12 protein-coding genes and 1 other RNA gene are annotated in these 16,212 nt (G+C 54.2%); 4 read left to right on the plus strand and 9 right to left on the minus strand.

What is annotated here, in order from left to right; genetic code table 11:
• Positions 1-103: 103 nt before the first annotated feature.
• Positions 104-1,690, minus strand: coding sequence for an RNA polymerase sigma factor (locus QN215_RS05750; protein ID WP_369343395.1), 1,587 nt, complete (start codon positions 1,688-1,690; stop codon positions 104-106).
• A 115-nt stretch (positions 1,691-1,805) separates the two neighbouring features.
• Entirely contained in the window at positions 1,806-2,378 is a 573-nt protein-coding gene (locus QN215_RS05755; RefSeq protein WP_369343396.1) for a hypothetical protein, read from the minus strand.
• A gap of 294 nt (positions 2,379-2,672) precedes the next feature.
• Between QN215_RS05755 and QN215_RS05760 the strand changes: the two genes are divergently transcribed.
• Positions 2,673-3,806 (plus strand): polyprenyl synthetase family protein, encoded by a 1,134-nt coding sequence (locus QN215_RS05760; RefSeq protein WP_369343397.1) that lies wholly within the window; start codon positions 2,673-2,675, stop codon positions 3,804-3,806.
• Positions 3,807-3,940: 134 nt separating this feature from the next.
• A complete protein-coding gene (locus QN215_RS05765; RefSeq protein WP_369345085.1) occupies positions 3,941-5,995 on the plus strand; it encodes a protein kinase domain-containing protein in 2,055 nt (684 codons plus the stop codon).
• Positions 5,996-6,042: 47 nt separating this feature from the next.
• Here QN215_RS05765 and QN215_RS05770 read toward each other — a convergent pair whose 3' ends face one another.
• Positions 6,043-6,750, minus strand: coding sequence for a lysophospholipid acyltransferase family protein (locus tag QN215_RS05770; protein WP_369343398.1), 708 nt, complete (start codon positions 6,748-6,750; stop codon positions 6,043-6,045).
• A gap of 49 nt (positions 6,751-6,799) precedes the next feature.
• On the opposite strand from QN215_RS05770, the gene QN215_RS05775 reads away from it, so the two are divergent.
• Positions 6,800-7,396, plus strand: a complete 597-nt coding sequence (locus tag QN215_RS05775; protein WP_369343399.1) for a hypothetical protein — start codon at positions 6,800-6,802, stop codon at positions 7,394-7,396.
• Between the two features lie 44 nt (positions 7,397-7,440).
• Here the strand turns inward: QN215_RS05775 and trpD are convergent, their stop codons facing one another.
• The 3 genes from trpD to hpf all read right to left on the minus strand — a co-directional run bounded on the left by trpD (position 7,441) and on the right by hpf (position 12,470).
• Positions 7,441-8,490: an anthranilate phosphoribosyltransferase gene (trpD, locus tag QN215_RS05780; protein WP_369343400.1), complete on the minus strand. Its 1,050-nt coding sequence runs from the start codon at positions 8,488-8,490 to the stop codon at positions 7,441-7,443.
• A 149-nt stretch (positions 8,491-8,639) separates the two neighbouring features.
• A complete protein-coding gene (gene secA / locus QN215_RS05785; protein ID WP_369343401.1) occupies positions 8,640-11,570 on the minus strand; it encodes a preprotein translocase subunit SecA in 2,931 nt (976 codons plus the stop codon).
• A gap of 231 nt (positions 11,571-11,801) precedes the next feature.
• Positions 11,802-12,470 carry a ribosome hibernation-promoting factor, HPF/YfiA family gene (hpf, locus tag QN215_RS05790; RefSeq protein ID WP_369343402.1) on the minus strand — a complete coding sequence of 223 codons (669 nt, stop codon included), beginning with the start codon at positions 12,468-12,470 and terminating at the stop codon, positions 11,802-11,804.
• A 301-nt stretch (positions 12,471-12,771) separates the two neighbouring features.
• Here hpf and rnpB point away from each other — a divergent pair.
• Positions 12,772-13,137: RNase P RNA component class A (gene rnpB, locus QN215_RS05795), an RNA gene on the plus strand.
• 61 nt (positions 13,138-13,198) lie between these two features.
• On the opposite strand, the gene QN215_RS05800 is transcribed toward rnpB, so the two are convergent.
• The 3 genes from QN215_RS05800 to recA all read right to left on the minus strand — a co-directional run bounded on the left by QN215_RS05800 (position 13,199) and on the right by recA (position 15,999).
• Positions 13,199-13,816: a MarC family protein gene (locus QN215_RS05800; RefSeq protein ID WP_369343403.1), complete on the minus strand. Its 618-nt coding sequence runs from the start codon at positions 13,814-13,816 to the stop codon at positions 13,199-13,201.
• A gap of 42 nt (positions 13,817-13,858) precedes the next feature.
• Positions 13,859-14,599 (minus strand): regulatory protein RecX, encoded by a 741-nt coding sequence (locus QN215_RS05805; protein ID WP_369343404.1) that lies wholly within the window; start codon positions 14,597-14,599, stop codon positions 13,859-13,861.
• A gap of 194 nt (positions 14,600-14,793) precedes the next feature.
• Positions 14,794-15,999 (minus strand): recombinase RecA, encoded by a 1,206-nt coding sequence (recA, locus tag QN215_RS05810; RefSeq protein ID WP_369343405.1) that lies wholly within the window; start codon positions 15,997-15,999, stop codon positions 14,794-14,796.
• Between the last annotated feature and the right edge of the window lie 213 nt (positions 16,000-16,212).

Here is a 16,212-nt window from a genome sequence, read left to right on the forward strand (position 1 = left end):
TCAGTCCACCATCTCACGAGTCCGTTCACGCCGACAACGCTCAATCACACAGCGATGCGGCGTGACGCTCGACTCAGTACTTGGTCACCATTGGTCATCACGATCATTGGTCAAGGAAGTCACGCAAAGTCTGAGAACGCGACGGATGACGCAGCTTCGACATCGTCTTGGATTCGATCTGACGGATGCGTTCACGGGTCACCCCATAGACACGCCCAATGTCATCGAGCGTCTTAGGCTGGCCATCCTCAAGCCCATAGCGCATCTTGATGACCCCAGCCTCACGCGGGCTCAGAGTCTCAAGAACCTGCCTGAACTGTTCCTGCAGCAGCGAGAATGCCACGGCGTCGGAAGGCGCAATCGCATCAGTGTCTTCAATCAGATCACCAAACTCGGAATCGCCGTCCTCTCCCAGTGGCGTGTGCAGCGAGATAGGTTCACGGCCATACTTCTGCACTTCCTGAACCTTCTCGACGGGCATGTCAAGCTCTCGCGCCAACTCGTCAGGAGTAGGCTCACGCCCGAGGTCCTGAAGCATCTGACGCTGAACGCGGGAAAGCTTGTTGATGACCTCTACCATGTGGACGGGCACACGAATCGTACGTGCCTGATCAGCCATGGCACGAGTGATTGCCTGACGAATCCACCATGTCGCATATGTTGAGAACTTGAAGCCCTTCTTCCAATCGAATTTCTCCACAGCGCGAATCAGACCTAGATTGCCTTCCTGAATCAGATCCAGGAACAGCATGCCACGTCCGGTGTAACGCTTGGCAAGCGAGACGACAAGTCGAAGATTGGCCTCCAACAGGTGATCCTTGGCTTTCTTGCCATCGGAAGACGCCCATTTCAGTTCACGCTTGCGCTTGAAATCCATGCCGTCAGCTTCGGTCTCCAACAGATGCTGAGCGTAGAGCCCGGCCTCAATGCGCTCAGAAAGATCGACCTCCTGCTCGGCATTCAGCAGGCTGACACGACCAATCTGCTTGAGATAATCCTTGACCGGGTCAGCCGTTGCACCAGTGGCCACCACACGACGCTTCGGATTGCCCGAGGGCGTGATGTTCTCGTCATCGTCGGAATCGCTGACGACGAAGGCACCCTTGGCCTTGATTACCGGAATTCGTGGAGAGCGTCGCGAGTGATGCCCAGAGCCATGGGCATGCGCATCATTCGCATCGTCGCTGCTATCGTCATCAGAGTCATCGTCGCTGTCATCGGCATCATCGTCAGTGTCGGTGTCGTCGTCAGCATCGTCGTCGTCAGTGTCTTCATCACTGTCGTCATCGTCCGAGTCGTTTGCATCGTCAGCGTCTTCCAACTCGTCGTCAGCCAAGTCGATGTCTGCATCGTCAGCATCGGAGTCGCTATCCACATCCGTGGCTAAGTCCTTGTGCTCCACATCATCGTCTGCTTTGGAAATCGGCATCTCCTCGGATTTGGACGCCTTGGATCTGGCTGGCTTTCTCTTACGCGAGGAAGGCGATTTCGCAGGCGATTTCGCAGGGGATTTTGCAGACGCTTCCGCCTTGCTTCGCGACTTGGACACGCGTGTGCCAGAAGTGTTGTTGGTTTTCTCCTGCCTTGTTTTCTCCTGCCTTGTTTTCTCCTGCCTTGTGTTCTCCTGCGTTGCCGTGCTCGAAGTTTGTGTGCGTACCGTCTTCTCAGCCGTATCCTTTGTGGCCAACATATCCTCCTGGAAGTTCTTGTCCGCTACCTATCAGCATCTAGGCCCAATTATGGCAAGGGCAAATTGTCAACTAATAGAGTGAACCATCTTCCAAGGACGATTATTCCCGAATTGCTCAATCTTCGCACTGCGCCGGAAACATATCTTCCTCCAGCGCGGTGAGAATGATTGCAGCCATCGTGCAGTGCGAATCGCGTTTGAGACAGGCCTGAGCCCATATAAATGCTGAGCGATCGCCCATCCACCATTTCAGATAGGTGATGATTGCCAGCAACGCAGTCCCTTGAAGCGGGCCGGCATGTTCTATCGCATATTCAAGAATCGCCAGGCCACGGTTGCATCGACGTCTCATCTCAAGGTCAGTTGCATGAGCAAAGGCCTCATCAAGATTGTTCGTGATGATCTGAGCAGAACTTGGAGCATCTGGATTCTCGAGGACCGTACGTATCCGTTCACTGTTCCTACATTCCTCGTTGCCCAGCATCGATAAGATCAGCAAATCTCTCAGCGTTTTCGAATGCTTCATACTCGCATCGAGAATGCGTGTGGATTCAACGCTCAGCGTTCCTGAGGATGATTCAATCAGTGCCAGCCATTCCTCAATGGGCCTGACCACCTTGTTCCAAGCTGTTCCGTCCCGTTTTCGTGTACGCGACGAAGAGAATGCCGATGCGATGGATGTTGTCATGGTTGCTATTCCTCACTGTGAAGAAGCGCAGTAGAGACGAGGACTCTCAGAGCACAAGCACGAGTCAGGCTCAGCCCCACTGCAGGTCATATGGATGCGGCTTCAGCCAAGACACTGTGTTGTTTTATCGAAGGAAGAAGCCGTTCCCCAACAGTGTCATCATCATTGACATGCGACCAGCGCATCTCGGCGATGTGGTCGAATGTGAACGCTTAAGCAATCAATCCGTTGCTGTCTCCCACATTGCCACGAATAATACGACAAAAATCGCAACAAGCGGTTAGTCTCGTAGGTATGACGCTTCCTGACGACATTCCGGCAATCAACCACCGCATCTTAGAACTGATAGACCGGCATCTCAGGGCTCCCGCTGGAACGCATATCCCCCAATCATGCGCAGACATCTACGATGCTGTCGTCAGCCAGGGGCAATCATCGAATGAAGGTGGGAAAAGATTGCGCGCTCGCCTGCTGCTCTCCATCTATGATGCGATCACAGGCAGCCGTTCAGCAGATCGAGACGCGGTCATGGACGTTGCGTGTGCCATCGAAGTCTTCCAGACCGGAGCACTCATCCATGACGACATCATCGACAATTCAGACCTTCGCCGAGGAAAACCTTCAGCTCACCTCGCACTCACATCGGCTTTGACACGGATGGCCACCTCGGAGGATCATGACATTGCGCTCCCCTCGGCAGTGGAGCATATAACGCACATTGGCGCGGGTCTTGGCATCATGCTGGGTGATCTGCTTTCCACGGCGAGCATCGATATCGTCAATGACATCACCCCACATATGGAACATGCAGACGGCATACTCAAAGCTTTTCTGAACATGCATCGCGAAGTCGAAATCGGTCAGGTGCTTGACCTCGCGGTTGAACACGTTTCCCTGAAGGATCCTCAACGTCTATCGCAAGCGTCGTTGGCAGTGTTCCGTTGGAAAACGGCCAGCTACACGACTGTTGCACCACTGACCATCGGCATGCTGGCTGCTGGAGCTGATCCGCACGACGAAGCGGCGGCTATTGGCTCCGATCTTGGGACTGCCTTCCAGCTGGCTGACGATCTACTCGACATCATCGGTGACCCTGCACGAATCGGCAAGCCAACCGGCGGAGACATACGTGAGGGCAAGCGAACCGTACTGCTCAGCGATGCGCTCAGCTCCTCCAGTCCACAAGACCGAAACTATCTCCTCAACGCATACACGGCGGAGCAGCGAGACGACGATGATGTCAGAGAAGTCACCCGCATCTTCAAGGACAGTGGTGCCATCGAAGCATCACGCAAGCGCATCTCCACTCTGTGGTCTACGGTTCAGGATGCGATCAATCGCACATCGCAGAAGCTCAATTTCTCTGACGAGGCACATCATGACGTCATCGAGTGCTGCTCGCTCTTCATACCGGAAAATCTTCGATAAGTTGGACACGCCAACGATCTGTAAGCATCGACCGGCAATGCAACGAGCTTGCATACGCTCCTATGCGTGTATTTTTAGCCAAGAAGCATAAGGCAGCGAGAGCATTTGACGAGCGCGAACCTTACGATACCTATATGAGTGAAGAACCGTATCCATCCGAGCATCGTGCAATCAAGGGAACTGTGATAGACGGCCGCTATCGCATCATCCGCAAAATTGCAGAGGGAGGCATGGCAACCGTCTTCGAGGCGATAGATGAACGCCTTTCACGCCATGTCGCATTGAAGATGATGCATATGCAGCTCATTCAGGGCGCACATCGCGAACAGTTCATTGAACGCTTTCAACGTGAGGCACGCTCATCCGCATCCATAGCCAATCCACATATCGTTCAGGTCTACGACACCGGCACCTGGGATGGTGTCGGCTTTCTGGTCATGGAATATGTGCATGGAGTCAATCTTCGCTACGAAATGAACCAGCAGGGTACCTTCAGCGTGCATGAAACGCTGCGCATACTCTCTGAAATCCTGGATGGGTTGTCATCCGCACACATGGCTGGCGTCGTGCATCGAGACGTGAAGCCGGAGAACATTCTCATCAATGATCGCGGCCATGTCCAGATCACCGATTTTGGATTGGCCAAAGCCGCCTCACAAGCAACGCTTTCAACCACCGGCATGCTGCTGGGAACCGCCGCATACCTTGCACCTGAGATGATTGAGTTCAACGAAGCCGTTGCCCAAGGCGACGTGTATGCATGCGGCATCATCGCCTACGAAATGCTTACCGGTGCGGTGCCCTTTGTCGGCGATAACCCCGTCACGCTCATTTTCAAGCACGTTCACAGCGACATCGAACCGTTGAGCGAAACATGCCCGGGTATCGACGCTGCCGTTTCCCAGTTCATCTCGCGTCTTGCATCTCGCCAGGTGACAGACCGACCAAAGACTGCCCAGGAAGCTTTCGAGGAACTTCAGGAACTGTCCGCAAGCCTATCGGCACAGGCCCAGCATTTTCAGATGCCGGCTCGACAGTCATCTCAAAAGCCGGTTAATCAGCTGGCTAACCAACAGAATCGCCAGCCAGCTCTCCAAGCTCCGCCAGCGCAGCCGAAAGACGACACAGCGCTGCTGGCACTTGACTCCCATACAAGCGTCCTGTCTGCGACCGGAGACACCCCCACGGCTCATGTCACGCAGGCGATGCCGTCTCGATCACGATTCAGGCTCATAGCAGGCATAGTCGCCCTGCTGCTGATCCTAGGGGCCTCAGGCACCTCGGCATGGTGGTACTTCCTAGGCCCAGGCAGCTATCTGAGCCTTCCCATGCCGACAGACGTATCCTGCCCTGCCAATCAAGGCTGCACGGTGAAAGGGGCGTCCTGGACACGGTACAAGGACATGCTGCACCAGATTGGCATCAAGTTCTCCGAATCCGAGGAATTCAGCGACTCAATGCCCAAAGGTTCGATAGTTTCCGGCAGACCCGATACGGTCGGTTCTCATATCAGCAAACGTGGAGGCTCCGCGAGCTTTGTCATATCCAAAGGCATTCGCCAGGCCACAATTCCGCAGGATATCCTCGATGCCACGACCGCTCACGGCAAATCTCCTTTGGACGCTTTGAAAAGTGCAGGCTTCAGCAATGTCAAGCATGATGCGAACGCAGACGAATACTCCATCGACGTTCCTGAGCACGCTGCAATCAGCGTGGTTCCTGCACCCGGCACAACCACGAACCACAACACCAGCATCACCGTGGTGCTCTCCAAGGGACCCAAGCCTGTAAGCATGCCCAACATCGTAGGTTTGACCAAGGATGCAGCACAGCATCAGCTTGACGAGGCGCAGCTCAAGTCGAGTTTCACGCAAGATTGGTCGGATAGCGTGGATTCGGGGAAGGTCATTTCCAGCAGCGAGGAAGCAGGAGCGCAGCTGCATTGGGGCGATGCCGTTTCCGTCGTCATTTCCAAAGGGCCTCAGATGGTGACGGTTCCAGATGTTCGCGGCAAGAATGAGAATGATGCCAGCTCGATCTTGAAGGCACTCGGATTGGATGTGAAGATATCTGCGCCGCTTGGTGATCTCACACAGACCGTGCGTTTGCAAGATCCGGATCCAGGCCAGCAGATTCGAATCAGGGACACGTCAGGAAAGCCTACCGTCATCACGCTTACCGTGGTCTGAACCAACACCCCTGATACACAGCATGCTTCAGCATGGTTCAGCGTGACTCAGTGCGACTGAGCCTCTTCCTGAAGCTTGCGCGCTGCAATGTCCTTTTTCGCCACCTGCGCATAGATATCAACATATTCCTGACCACTGAGTCGTGCGATTGCCTCCATCATGGTGTTCGTGAGTGCACGAATCTGCTCATGCGTCAGTTCATCCTCGGGTATCTTCGGAACTTCGATGCACTCGCCAAACAGCACCTTGGTGCGGCCCTTCAGGGGCAGAACCTTGCCTGGCTGCTGCAATTCACGTGTTCCTACAAGGGCAGCCGGAACAATCGGAGCACCGGTTTCGAAGGCAAGCCGTGCAACGCCGGTATGCCCACGGTATAACCGTCCATCAGGGCTTCTGGTACCTTCTGGATGAATGCCGAACAGCTCCCCCGCTTCGAGAATGTGCCTGGCTGTTTCCAGCGCTCCCAGAGACTTTGTTCCTCCGGAACGGTCCACAGGAAACACGCCGACCGAGGTAAACCACCACTTCTTGAAAGCGCCCTTGAAGCCTTTGCCGGTGAAATATTCGGACTTACCCATGAAGTGAATCATGCGTGGACTCACCAGGGGCAGCAGCCCATCGTCAATAACCGCCAGATGGTTCGATGCAATGATGGCTCCACCCTGTGCCGGGATGTGTTCGAGACCAGAAACCTCTGGGTGCAGACGGCGGCGAGCTAAGGGTCCTATGAGCTTAACGAAAAACCAATACAGCATGTTCCTCCTGGCCAGCGGATTGCCAACCGCTGAGGTTAAAATGTTGAGTATGACCGAGCACAAGAATACCAATCCGTTTGACGAGCAGCCAACTTCAGGTGATGACAACGCCCAAAACCATGATTTTCAAGGTGACGGCGAGAGCGACAAGGGTGCTGAACCCTCCAAGTCCGACGACTGGGCAATGTTCCTTTCAGAGCACCAAGACGATATGGGTTCAATCGAGCACTCGCGCAATGCGAAGAAGTTTGAGAAGCATGTGAAGCGCGAGCAGAAGAAATCAGCGCTCAACGTGCGCGATCTCAAGGCTGATTCCTTCGCAGGCGTTCATGGTGCAGGTCATGGCCCTCGTGATTTCACGGGAAGCAGCTGGCTGGACACCGATGACGTGATGGATGCCGGCAACGACTTCATACCGCCAGATCCCGCAATAGGTCCCGTGCGAAGAACAACGATACTATACGTCATCCTGATCGTGCTGGGCATGCTCGCGCTAGGCGCAGCAATCATTATCGCTCAGCTGGCATCTCTGCTAGGCACGATTGGAGGCGTTCTGACCATTCTTGGAGCAGCGGGACTGTTCTACCAGCATCGTGGCCATACGGAAACGAGGCGTGATCCATTCGATGACGGATCACGCGTCTGACCGATCATATGCTGAATGGCTGAACTAGGCGTATCTTGGCGATTTCAACGCTGTGCCACTGAAATCCAGCGTTCCAGAAGGTCATGAGCAGCTCCGGAATCGACCGCATTCTCGGCTATCTCATAGGCCTGCTTGAAGCGCTCGGTGAGCGTGAGTTCAGGGGAATCGAGAAGATGACCATCAGCGACGATGGCCGATGCTGCATTCAACAAGGCGGTGCTGCGAGAGGGAACTCGCTTGCCGTCAAAGAGATCGCGTGCAACCTGCGCATTGAACGCAGGCTCACCGCCTCTCAGATCAGCGACATCTATGGTGTCTAGCCCCAGCTCGACCGTGGGGTCGAACTCTGTCTCGCGAACCTGTCCGTCTCTGATCTCCCACACTGAAACAGGTCCTGTCGGAGCCATCTCGTCCAACCCTTCCGAAGATGTGTACACCATGCCGCTCTGGCCTCTCCGCGCGTAGACATCAGCCATCATAGGGCTCAGCTCCCGCTTCGCGCATCCGATGGCAACATGGCTGGGCTGCGCGGGATTCGTCAGTGGACCCAGCAGATTGAAAATCGTGGTGACGCCAAGGGCGGAACGAACGGGTCCTGCAAAACGCATCGAGGGGTGGAAGGTTTTGGCGAATGCAAAGGTTATGCCCACTTCGTCGCCTATCTCGCCCACGCGGGTTGCTGGAATGTCAAGAGGCAGCCCCAGCGCCTCAAGACAGTCTGCAGCGCCACATTTGCTGGTGGCGGCACGATTGCCGTGCTTGACTATCTTCACGCCTGCAGCTGCTGCGATGATTGCACCCATTGTGGAAAGGTTGACGGTTGCGGCCCCATCGCCACCGGTGCCAACGATGTCAGTCGTTTCACCGGAAACGCGCAGTGGCACTGCATGGGCGACCATGGCCTTGGCAGCTCCGGCAACTTCTTCGCTCGTGAATCCGAGCGCTGACTGAACCGCCAGAACCGCAGCGACCGGTGCCGGATCTGCCTTGCCGCTCATGAGCTCGTCCATATACCACTCAGACTGTTCCGCAGAAAGATGTGTACCTGCCACCAGAGTGGCGAGTGTGGACTTCCATGTAAACGGCTCAGTCATAATTCCTCCGAATGTGAATGGTGATGTTGAGTGGGATATTTCATAGTTGCTGTCAGTGACAAGCAGCTGATAATGAAAACCCGCTTCCCTTACTGCACGATAGTAGCGCACAATAAAGCAGCGGGTTATTTCATATCAGCGTAAGAAGTCTAGTGCTTCTCATTGTGACCATGGCACATCTTGTATTTTCTTCCTGAACCGCATGGGCAGGGAGCGTTCTTGGATGTTCCTGGATATGTCTTGCCATCCGCCCAAGGGGAACGAAGTTCCTCGTCCTTGGGACGCTTGACCTTGACGTGAGAATCCGCATGGCTCATTGGTTCTGGACCGGTGATGCCGACAGACTGCGGGTTGCTTTCATCTTGCATAGCATCGTGATCAGCTGTCGTGTCGGCAATGTCCGTCTGTTCATCAAGGGATTCGCTCTGATCCTCTACTGCTTCATGGGCATCGCTGTCTGCATCGTTCGGTAACGTCTCACCGGGCTGATCCTTCGTGGAACCGATGTTGAGCTGTGCCTGTGCGGAATCCACAGCGGCATCTTCATCGCGTTCTGAATCTGGATCCTCGGTTGCAGCAACCTGCTGAATGTCCACGTTGAAGAGCAATTGCACAGACTCTTCCTTGATGGCTTCGATCATCGAGTTGTACATCTGATAGCCTTCACGCTGGTATTCAACCAGAGGATCACGCTGACCCATGCCACGAAGGCCAATGCCATCTTTCAGATAGTCCATCTCATACAGATGCTCACGCCACTTGCGGTCAAGAACCGCGAGAACGACACGTCGTTCGAGTTGACGCATGCCGACTTCGCCTATCGTGTCTTCGCGAGTCTTGTACTGTTCCTCGGCATCCTCGACAATCATCTTCTGCAAGGTTTCGGCCGCCTTGTCAGCCTTGAGCTTGGCGATGGACTCCTGAGCCTCGTCTTTGTCGATGCTTACGGGATAGACGCTGGACAATGCTTCCCAAAGTCCATCGATATCCCAATTCTCAGGCTTGTCGGAACCCTTGTTGGCTCCTCGTATGTATGAGGCTACGGTGTCGCCGATGAATCGTTCGATGTCATCGTGGATATCCTCGCCCTTCAGCACGGCCTGACGTTCCGCATAGATGACCTGACGCTGCTTGTTCATGACGTCGTCATATTTCAAGACGTTCTTACGAATTTCGAAGTTTCTAGATTCAACTGCCTTCTGAGCGTTACGGACACCCTTCGACACGCTTTTCGCTTCGATTGGCTCGCCCTCAGGCATGCCCTTGGACATGACTCTTGCCACGAGCTGGGTGTTGAACAGGCGCATCAGATCGTCTTCAAGGCTCAGATAGAAGCGGGATTCGCCGGGGTCTCCCTGACGACCGGAACGACCACGCAGCTGATTGTCGATTCGACGTGATTCGTGACGTTCGGTTCCGAGCACATACAGACCACCAAGCTTGACTACTTCCTCATGCTCGTCCTTGGCCTGTTCCTTCACCTGCTGCAAGGTTTCAGGCCACAGCTTCTCATAGTCCTGAGGAGTGTCTTCGGCGGAATATCCCTGGGCACGAAGCTGCTGATCGGCGAGGAATTCAACGTTGCCACCGAGCATGATATCGGTTCCACGACCAGCCATGTTGGTTGCCACGGTCACGGCATCCTTGCGACCTGCGACGGCTACGACCGCAGCTTCCTTGGCATGCTGCTTGGCATTCAACACCTGATGCGGAATCTCTGCAACATCGAGCAGAGATGACACGACTTCGGAGGACTCAACGGAAGCGGTACCCAGCAACACCGGCTGCCCCGACGCATGGCGCTTTGCCACATCCTTGACGATGGCGGTGAGCTTCTCTTTCTTGGTGCGGAAAATCAGATCGTCCTTATCCTGACGAACCATAGGACGATTCGTGGGGATTGGAATCACGCCGAGCTTGTAGGTTCCCATGAACTCGGCAGCCTCTGTTTCGGCGGTACCAGTCATGCCTGCCAGCTTGTCATACATGCGGAAGTAGTTCTGCAGCGTGATCGTCGCAAAGGTCTGATTCTCTGCCTTGACCTCAACGTTTTCCTTGGCTTCGATGGCCTGATGCAGACCTTCGTTGTAGCGACGTCCAGAAAGAATGCGGCCGGTGTGTTCATCGACGATAAGCACTTCGCCGTTCTGCACGACATAGTCACGGTCTCTGATGAAGAGTTCCTTAGCCTTGATGGCATTGTTCAAATATCCGATAAGCGGCGTGTTGCTTGGCTCATAGAGGTTTTCAATGCCTAGGTAGTCCTCGACCTTGGTGATGCCGGGATCGAGTATGCCAACGACCTTCTTCTTTTCATCGACCTCATAGTCTTCATCGCGGCTGAGACGGGGCACGAGCCGAGCGAATTGACGATACCAGCGGGTGACATCGCCTTCGGCAGGTCCAGAAATGATCAGAGGGGTACGAGCCTCGTCGATAAGAATCGAGTCAACCTCATCAACGATGGCAAAGTTATGTCCACGCTGAACGAGATCCGACTTCTCCCAAGCCATGTTGTCTCGAAGATAGTCAAAACCAAATTCGTTGTTGGTGCCGTAGGTGATGTCGGCTTCATACTGCTTGCGTCGCTCAGCTGGCTTCTGATCCGTGACGATGCAGCCGACAGTCATGCCGAGGAAGCGGAAGATACGACCCATGAGTTCGGACTGATAGCTCGCGAGGTAATCGTTCACCGTCACGACGTGCACGCCCTTGCCTGAAAGAGCATTCAGATAGCTTGGCAGGGTTGCGACAAGCGTTTTGCCTTCACCGGTTTTCATTTCGGCTATGTTGCCCCAATGCAAGGCCGCACCGCCCATGAGCTGCACATCGAAATGACGTTGGCCGAGAGTACGGCGTGACACCTCACGCACAGTGGCGAAAGCTTCTGGCATCAAGGAGTCGAGAGACTCACCATTATCGATGCGTTGCCTGAATTTTCCGGTCTGAGCCTTCAGATCCTCATCACTCATGGCTTTGATGTCGTCTTCCAATGCGTTGACGGCCTTCGCCACGTTCTGAAGTTTACGAAGCTGGTGACCTTCGCCCATGCGAAGGACTTTGTCCAGGACTGCTACCACGTTGAGCTCCCTAATGTGTTGCATCTGCAACAACTAAACAACAAGGTGAAATACCTAATACGAATACAAGGCACAAACTCAGTCCATAGTACTTGAAAGCGAGGATTTTGCCTAACAGGAGTTTCACGCTTTGCGCTATGAGATGGGTTGAATTCCATACATGAATGTGGGTCTGCCATGACGTTGATCACGGCAGACCCACATTCCAGATGCATGCACAGCCTGTAACGACTACTTGGCTACGTTCTCAGGCGTGTCAATCTCAAAGACACCATAGCTCCAACCATGACGGTGATAGACCACGGACGGTCTGCCGGTCTCCTTGTTGACGAAGAGGAAGAAGTCGTGCCCGATCAGTTCCATTTCGTAGAGAGCCTCGTCAATGCTCATTGGCTCTGCAAGGTGCAGCTTGCGCCTGATGACTATCGGCGTATCGCCAACCTGAACCTCTACGGACTCCCCTGGACCCAATTCGCTGGCAAGGGCGGCTGCAGGGCTGTCTGTCGGCTCGGCTTCTTCGACTGACTCGGGTTCTGGAGCGGTTTGTGGCACCACAACGCCCATGTCGACGGGAACGGGATTGGTATATCCGCGACGGTGATCCTTGCGACGGTCACGAGCACGACGCAGACGAAGAGTCAGCTTGTCAAGAGCCAGGTCGAGAGCGCTGAATTCGTCGGCGCTGGAAGCCTCTGCTCGGACAACGGTTCTTCCTGCGATAACCGTGATCTCAACTCGTTTTGCTGTATCCGCCTGCCTTGGATTGCCCTCATGAGACAGCACAATCTGGACGCGTTGCGCATCTGGCGCTATGGCGGTCACACGATTCATCTTGGTATCAGCTACATCACGGAACCTTTGCTTGATTTGCGTGTGGCGTCCCGTTACGACGATTTCCATGTGAGCCTCCTTAATCGGGCGGTATGACCCGCCGTGTGCGTTGAACGGCTTCATCACCGTTCCGGTAATCAACATTGTAGCCGAAAGCTTCGCATTATTGAGGTTTCTTGGTCTTCCGGCACTCAATCAGCATAGAATTTCGCGGTCTTTGAAACATGTGCATGTCGTAACTTCGGGCGTTTGCAACCCCTGTACAGTGGTGGTCAATATGGATTGTGCAGACATCATGATGTTCCGTGCCATGGAGCAAGAAGTGAGCGACGAGGCTCGCCACATCCCTCGATGCTGTATCCTTAACCTCTGAGACCTCTTTATGGCCGCGGTGCTGCGTTGAGCGGCACTGAGGAACTTCCGGGCTCCATAGAGCACAATGGCGGATAACGTCCGCCCAGGGTGACCTGAGAGATAGCGCAACAGAGAATAGACCGCCTGCGTTTGGAAACATGCGCAGGTAAGGGTGAAACGGCGGTGCAAGAGACCACCGAATCGCTGGTGACAGTGATTGCAAGGCAAGCCTCATTGGGAGCAAAGCCAAGCAGAAGATATCAAGAGCTGCTCGCTCACATCTTCGGGTAGGCCGCTAGAGCCTGATGGCAACATCAGGTCGAGATGGATGGCCATACGTCTGCAAAGACGACAGAACCCGGGGTACGAGAGGTCTCACATACTTTTGCAATACCGTTCTCCTCAACATGGAAGAGGGATCGGCAGGGACAGCCATCGGTGCGTCACAATCTCAGTGTTGTGATGCCGTGAATCATCAGTTCCACGCCTATGCACAGAATCAGGAAACCAATCACGCGCACCAGCGCTCCGATGCCAGTCGGACCGAGTCTATCGACAATCGGAGTTCCCCACATCAGCAATGCGCCGATTATGACAGCAAGGAACACAATCGCAAGGATAAGCGCGACGTGTCCCTCAAGGCTGGGATACCTTGCCGACAGACCGATGACCTCACCGATGGCACCTGGCCCAGCGACCAGAGGCAAAGCCATAGGCGTGAACGATATGTCCTTCTTGATCTTGGCATGATCATTTTCTTCCTGGGAGAGCTGCTGCTTCGGACTGAGCATGCCGAGACCCGAGTTGGCCACTACAAAGCCGCCTGCTATCTGCATTGCCGGAAGGCTCAATCCGAAGACATTGAGAATCAGAGAGCCGAGCACGGCAAAGGCAACAAGGATGATGCCGACATTGATACCCGTGCGTGCACCTTGTCTGCGTACCTCTCGAGGCGCAAAGCCATCAGTCAATCCAGCATATGCGGCAACGGCCCCAGCCGGATTGACTATCGGGAATAACGCCAGCAGACATGCGGTGAACATGGTGAAGAAATTCGACATGGTTCGATACTACCGGGAAAGGCTCCAATACATGATGATTTCCTAGCGATTGTCGAAGAGTTCGTTGGCAACCTGACGAATGATGTCAGGCGAGTGACCCTTTCGCCCTCCTGCGCTCCAGAATCTGCGCTTGCGCTTGACGGGATCCATGCCGCGAGTCTTTCGCAACACGGTTCTGCCAAGCTCATATGCAGCATCGACAAAATCACCCGCGTCAGCAGCCTCAGTGACAAGACGCTGAGCCAAGGCACGATCTACACCTTTACGCAACAATTCACGCTCGGTAAATCGTGCGCCCAAATTTCGGGAAAGACAGTATCTCACCGCGGACTGCGCATATTCCTCGTCATTGATCAATAGCACCCGCTGCAAACGAGCAATGACCTCGTCAATGACTGGCTCAGCGAATTCCTTGTCCATCAGACGCTGTTTCAAACCGCCCGAAGACCTCGGAGCCGCATCCAGAAGTCTGAGCGCAGCTTCTCGACAGGCATCGATGTCGTCATCGTTCAACGCGTTGCAGACGTGTTCGGTGTCATCGACCCTGTCATCAACTCTGCCTCTGAGTGTGCTCACAGCGGCATCATCAACAGCGGCATCATCAATAACAGCTTCATCAACAGTGCCGTCAAGCTTTTCACTGAGCGGATTCTCACCCTGGTCAACGGCCGTGCGCTGAGTAGGTGAACAATCAGCCGATTGGCGCTCGTCAGAGTGAGATTGCGAGTGAGATTCGGGAATGACGATCTTATGCGATGCGAGGAACGTATCGGCAGTTATCACACAGCACCACTCCATTCATAGGATTCCAACTTCATAGCACGCCACTGATGACACTCCACTGATAGCACGCCACTGATGGGACCGTCCACACGGCCATACCCTATAGCGATACCCATGTGGCAGTGCTCGTACAGGAAATACCCGTTCGATGTGAAAAACTCACAGGCTTTGAAAATTCATACGACGCGCGCTGCTCATGCGTGAGCGGGAACCTTTGCCTGCGATTCGACGTCTGCAGAAGACTCAGCGTGGGCTGGATCCTCGGAATTCGAGGAACCCTTGTTTTCCGATCCGCTGTCAGTGCCAGTCTGTCCTGCTGCCTGCCCCGCTGCCTGGTCTGCATCTTCAGGAACTTCGTCAGGAGCTTCAAGTCCAAAGGCAATCTTGACCTTGTGCTCGATTTCCTGCGTGAGTTCGGTGTTGTCTTTCAGATATTGCCGCACGTTCTCACGTCCCTGACCAAGCTGATCGTCTCCATAGGTAAACCATGAACCCGACTTCTTCACGATATTGGTCTGCAATGCCATATCGAGAATCGAACCTTCCTTAGAGATGCCTTCTCCGTAGAGTATGTCGAATTCCGCTGATTTGAAGGGCGGAGCCATTTTGTTCTTCACAACCTTGACTCGAGTCCTGTTTCCTACGGCATCCTCGCCATTCTTCAATGTCTGTATTCTACGAATATCGAGACGCACTGAGGAGTAGAACTTCAGGGCCTTGCCGCCTGTTGTCGTTTCAGGGCTGCCGAAGAAGACACCAATCTTTTCACGAAGCTGGTTGATGAAGATTGCGGTAGTGTTGGCCTGTGCAAGTGCACCTGTCATTTTTCTGAGAGCCTGACTCATCAGTCGAGCCTGGAGACCCACATGACTGTCGCCCATCTCGCCTTCAATCTCTGCTTTCGGTACCAGCGCCGCCACCGAATCGATGACGATGATGTCCAGCGCACCGGAACGAATGAGCATATCCGCAATTTCCAGAGCCTGTTCTCCGTTGTCTGGCTGAGAAACGATAAGGGAATCGGTATCGACGCCGAGCTTACGAGCATATTCAGGATCCAACGCATGTTCCGCATCGATGAATGCAGCCACTCCGCCCTTCTTCTGAGCATTGGCAACTGCATGCAAAGTGAGTGTCGTCTTGCCGGAAGATTCAGGGCCATACACCTCTACGATTCTTCCACGGGGCAATCCCCCGATACCCAAAGCCATGTCCAAAGCCAAGGATCCGGTAGGAATGACTTCTACATTCTGCACTGGTCGGTCACCAAGGCGCATGGCCGATCCCTTGCCAAAGTTCTTTTCTACTTGATCAAGAGCCGTCTTCAGCGCTTGATCCTTGCGCTTCGCGTTGTCTTCCGGGCTTTTGCGCGATCCGCGGGCGCTTGTGTGCTGGGCCATTGGCTCTCCTTAGTACAATCTCTATACAAACAACAGCGCAACCGTATGACATTGCGACGCATACCATAAAGCTTTACAACCAATGTGGTCGAATGTGGCACGTATCCGACGGCATGTGCTGAACACTCATGCCAAGTATAGTCGAACATTTGTTCGAATTCCAGTTTCAAGCAATAATAAACAACGGGCGTGTCTGATCATCCAGTGATCCTC

The sequence above is a fragment of the Bifidobacterium sp. WK041_4_12 genome (assembly GCF_041080795.1).
Lineage (GTDB): Bacteria > Actinomycetota > Actinomycetes > Actinomycetales > Bifidobacteriaceae > Bombiscardovia > Bombiscardovia aquikefiricola.

What these genes read in the sequence shown, in the direction of transcription:
- trpD (WP_369343400.1), bottom strand. Translation starts at nt 8,490, where the DNA reads ATGACTGAGCCGTTTACATGGAAGTCCACACTCGCCACTCTGGTGGCA.
- QN215_RS05800 (WP_369343403.1), bottom strand. Translation starts at nt 13,816, where the DNA reads ATGTCGAATTTCTTCACCATGTTCACCGCATGTCTGCTGGCGTTATTC.
- hpf (WP_369343402.1), bottom strand. Translation starts at nt 12,470, where the DNA reads ATGGAAATCGTCGTAACGGGACGCCACACGCAAATCAAGCAAAGGTTC.
- recA (WP_369343405.1), bottom strand. Translation starts at nt 15,999, where the DNA reads ATGGCCCAGCACACAAGCGCCCGCGGATCGCGCAAAAGCCCGGAAGAC.
- QN215_RS05765 (WP_369345085.1), top strand. Translation starts at nt 3,941, where the DNA reads ATGAGTGAAGAACCGTATCCATCCGAGCATCGTGCAATCAAGGGAACT.
- QN215_RS05775 (WP_369343399.1), top strand. Translation starts at nt 6,800, where the DNA reads ATGACCGAGCACAAGAATACCAATCCGTTTGACGAGCAGCCAACTTCA.
- QN215_RS05750 (WP_369343395.1), bottom strand. Translation starts at nt 1,690, where the DNA reads ATGTTGGCCACAAAGGATACGGCTGAGAAGACGGTACGCACACAAACT.
- QN215_RS05760 (WP_369343397.1), top strand. Translation starts at nt 2,673, where the DNA reads ATGACGCTTCCTGACGACATTCCGGCAATCAACCACCGCATCTTAGAA.
- QN215_RS05755 (WP_369343396.1), bottom strand. Translation starts at nt 2,378, where the DNA reads ATGACAACATCCATCGCATCGGCATTCTCTTCGTCGCGTACACGAAAA.
- QN215_RS05770 (WP_369343398.1), bottom strand. Translation starts at nt 6,750, where the DNA reads ATGCTGTATTGGTTTTTCGTTAAGCTCATAGGACCCTTAGCTCGCCGC.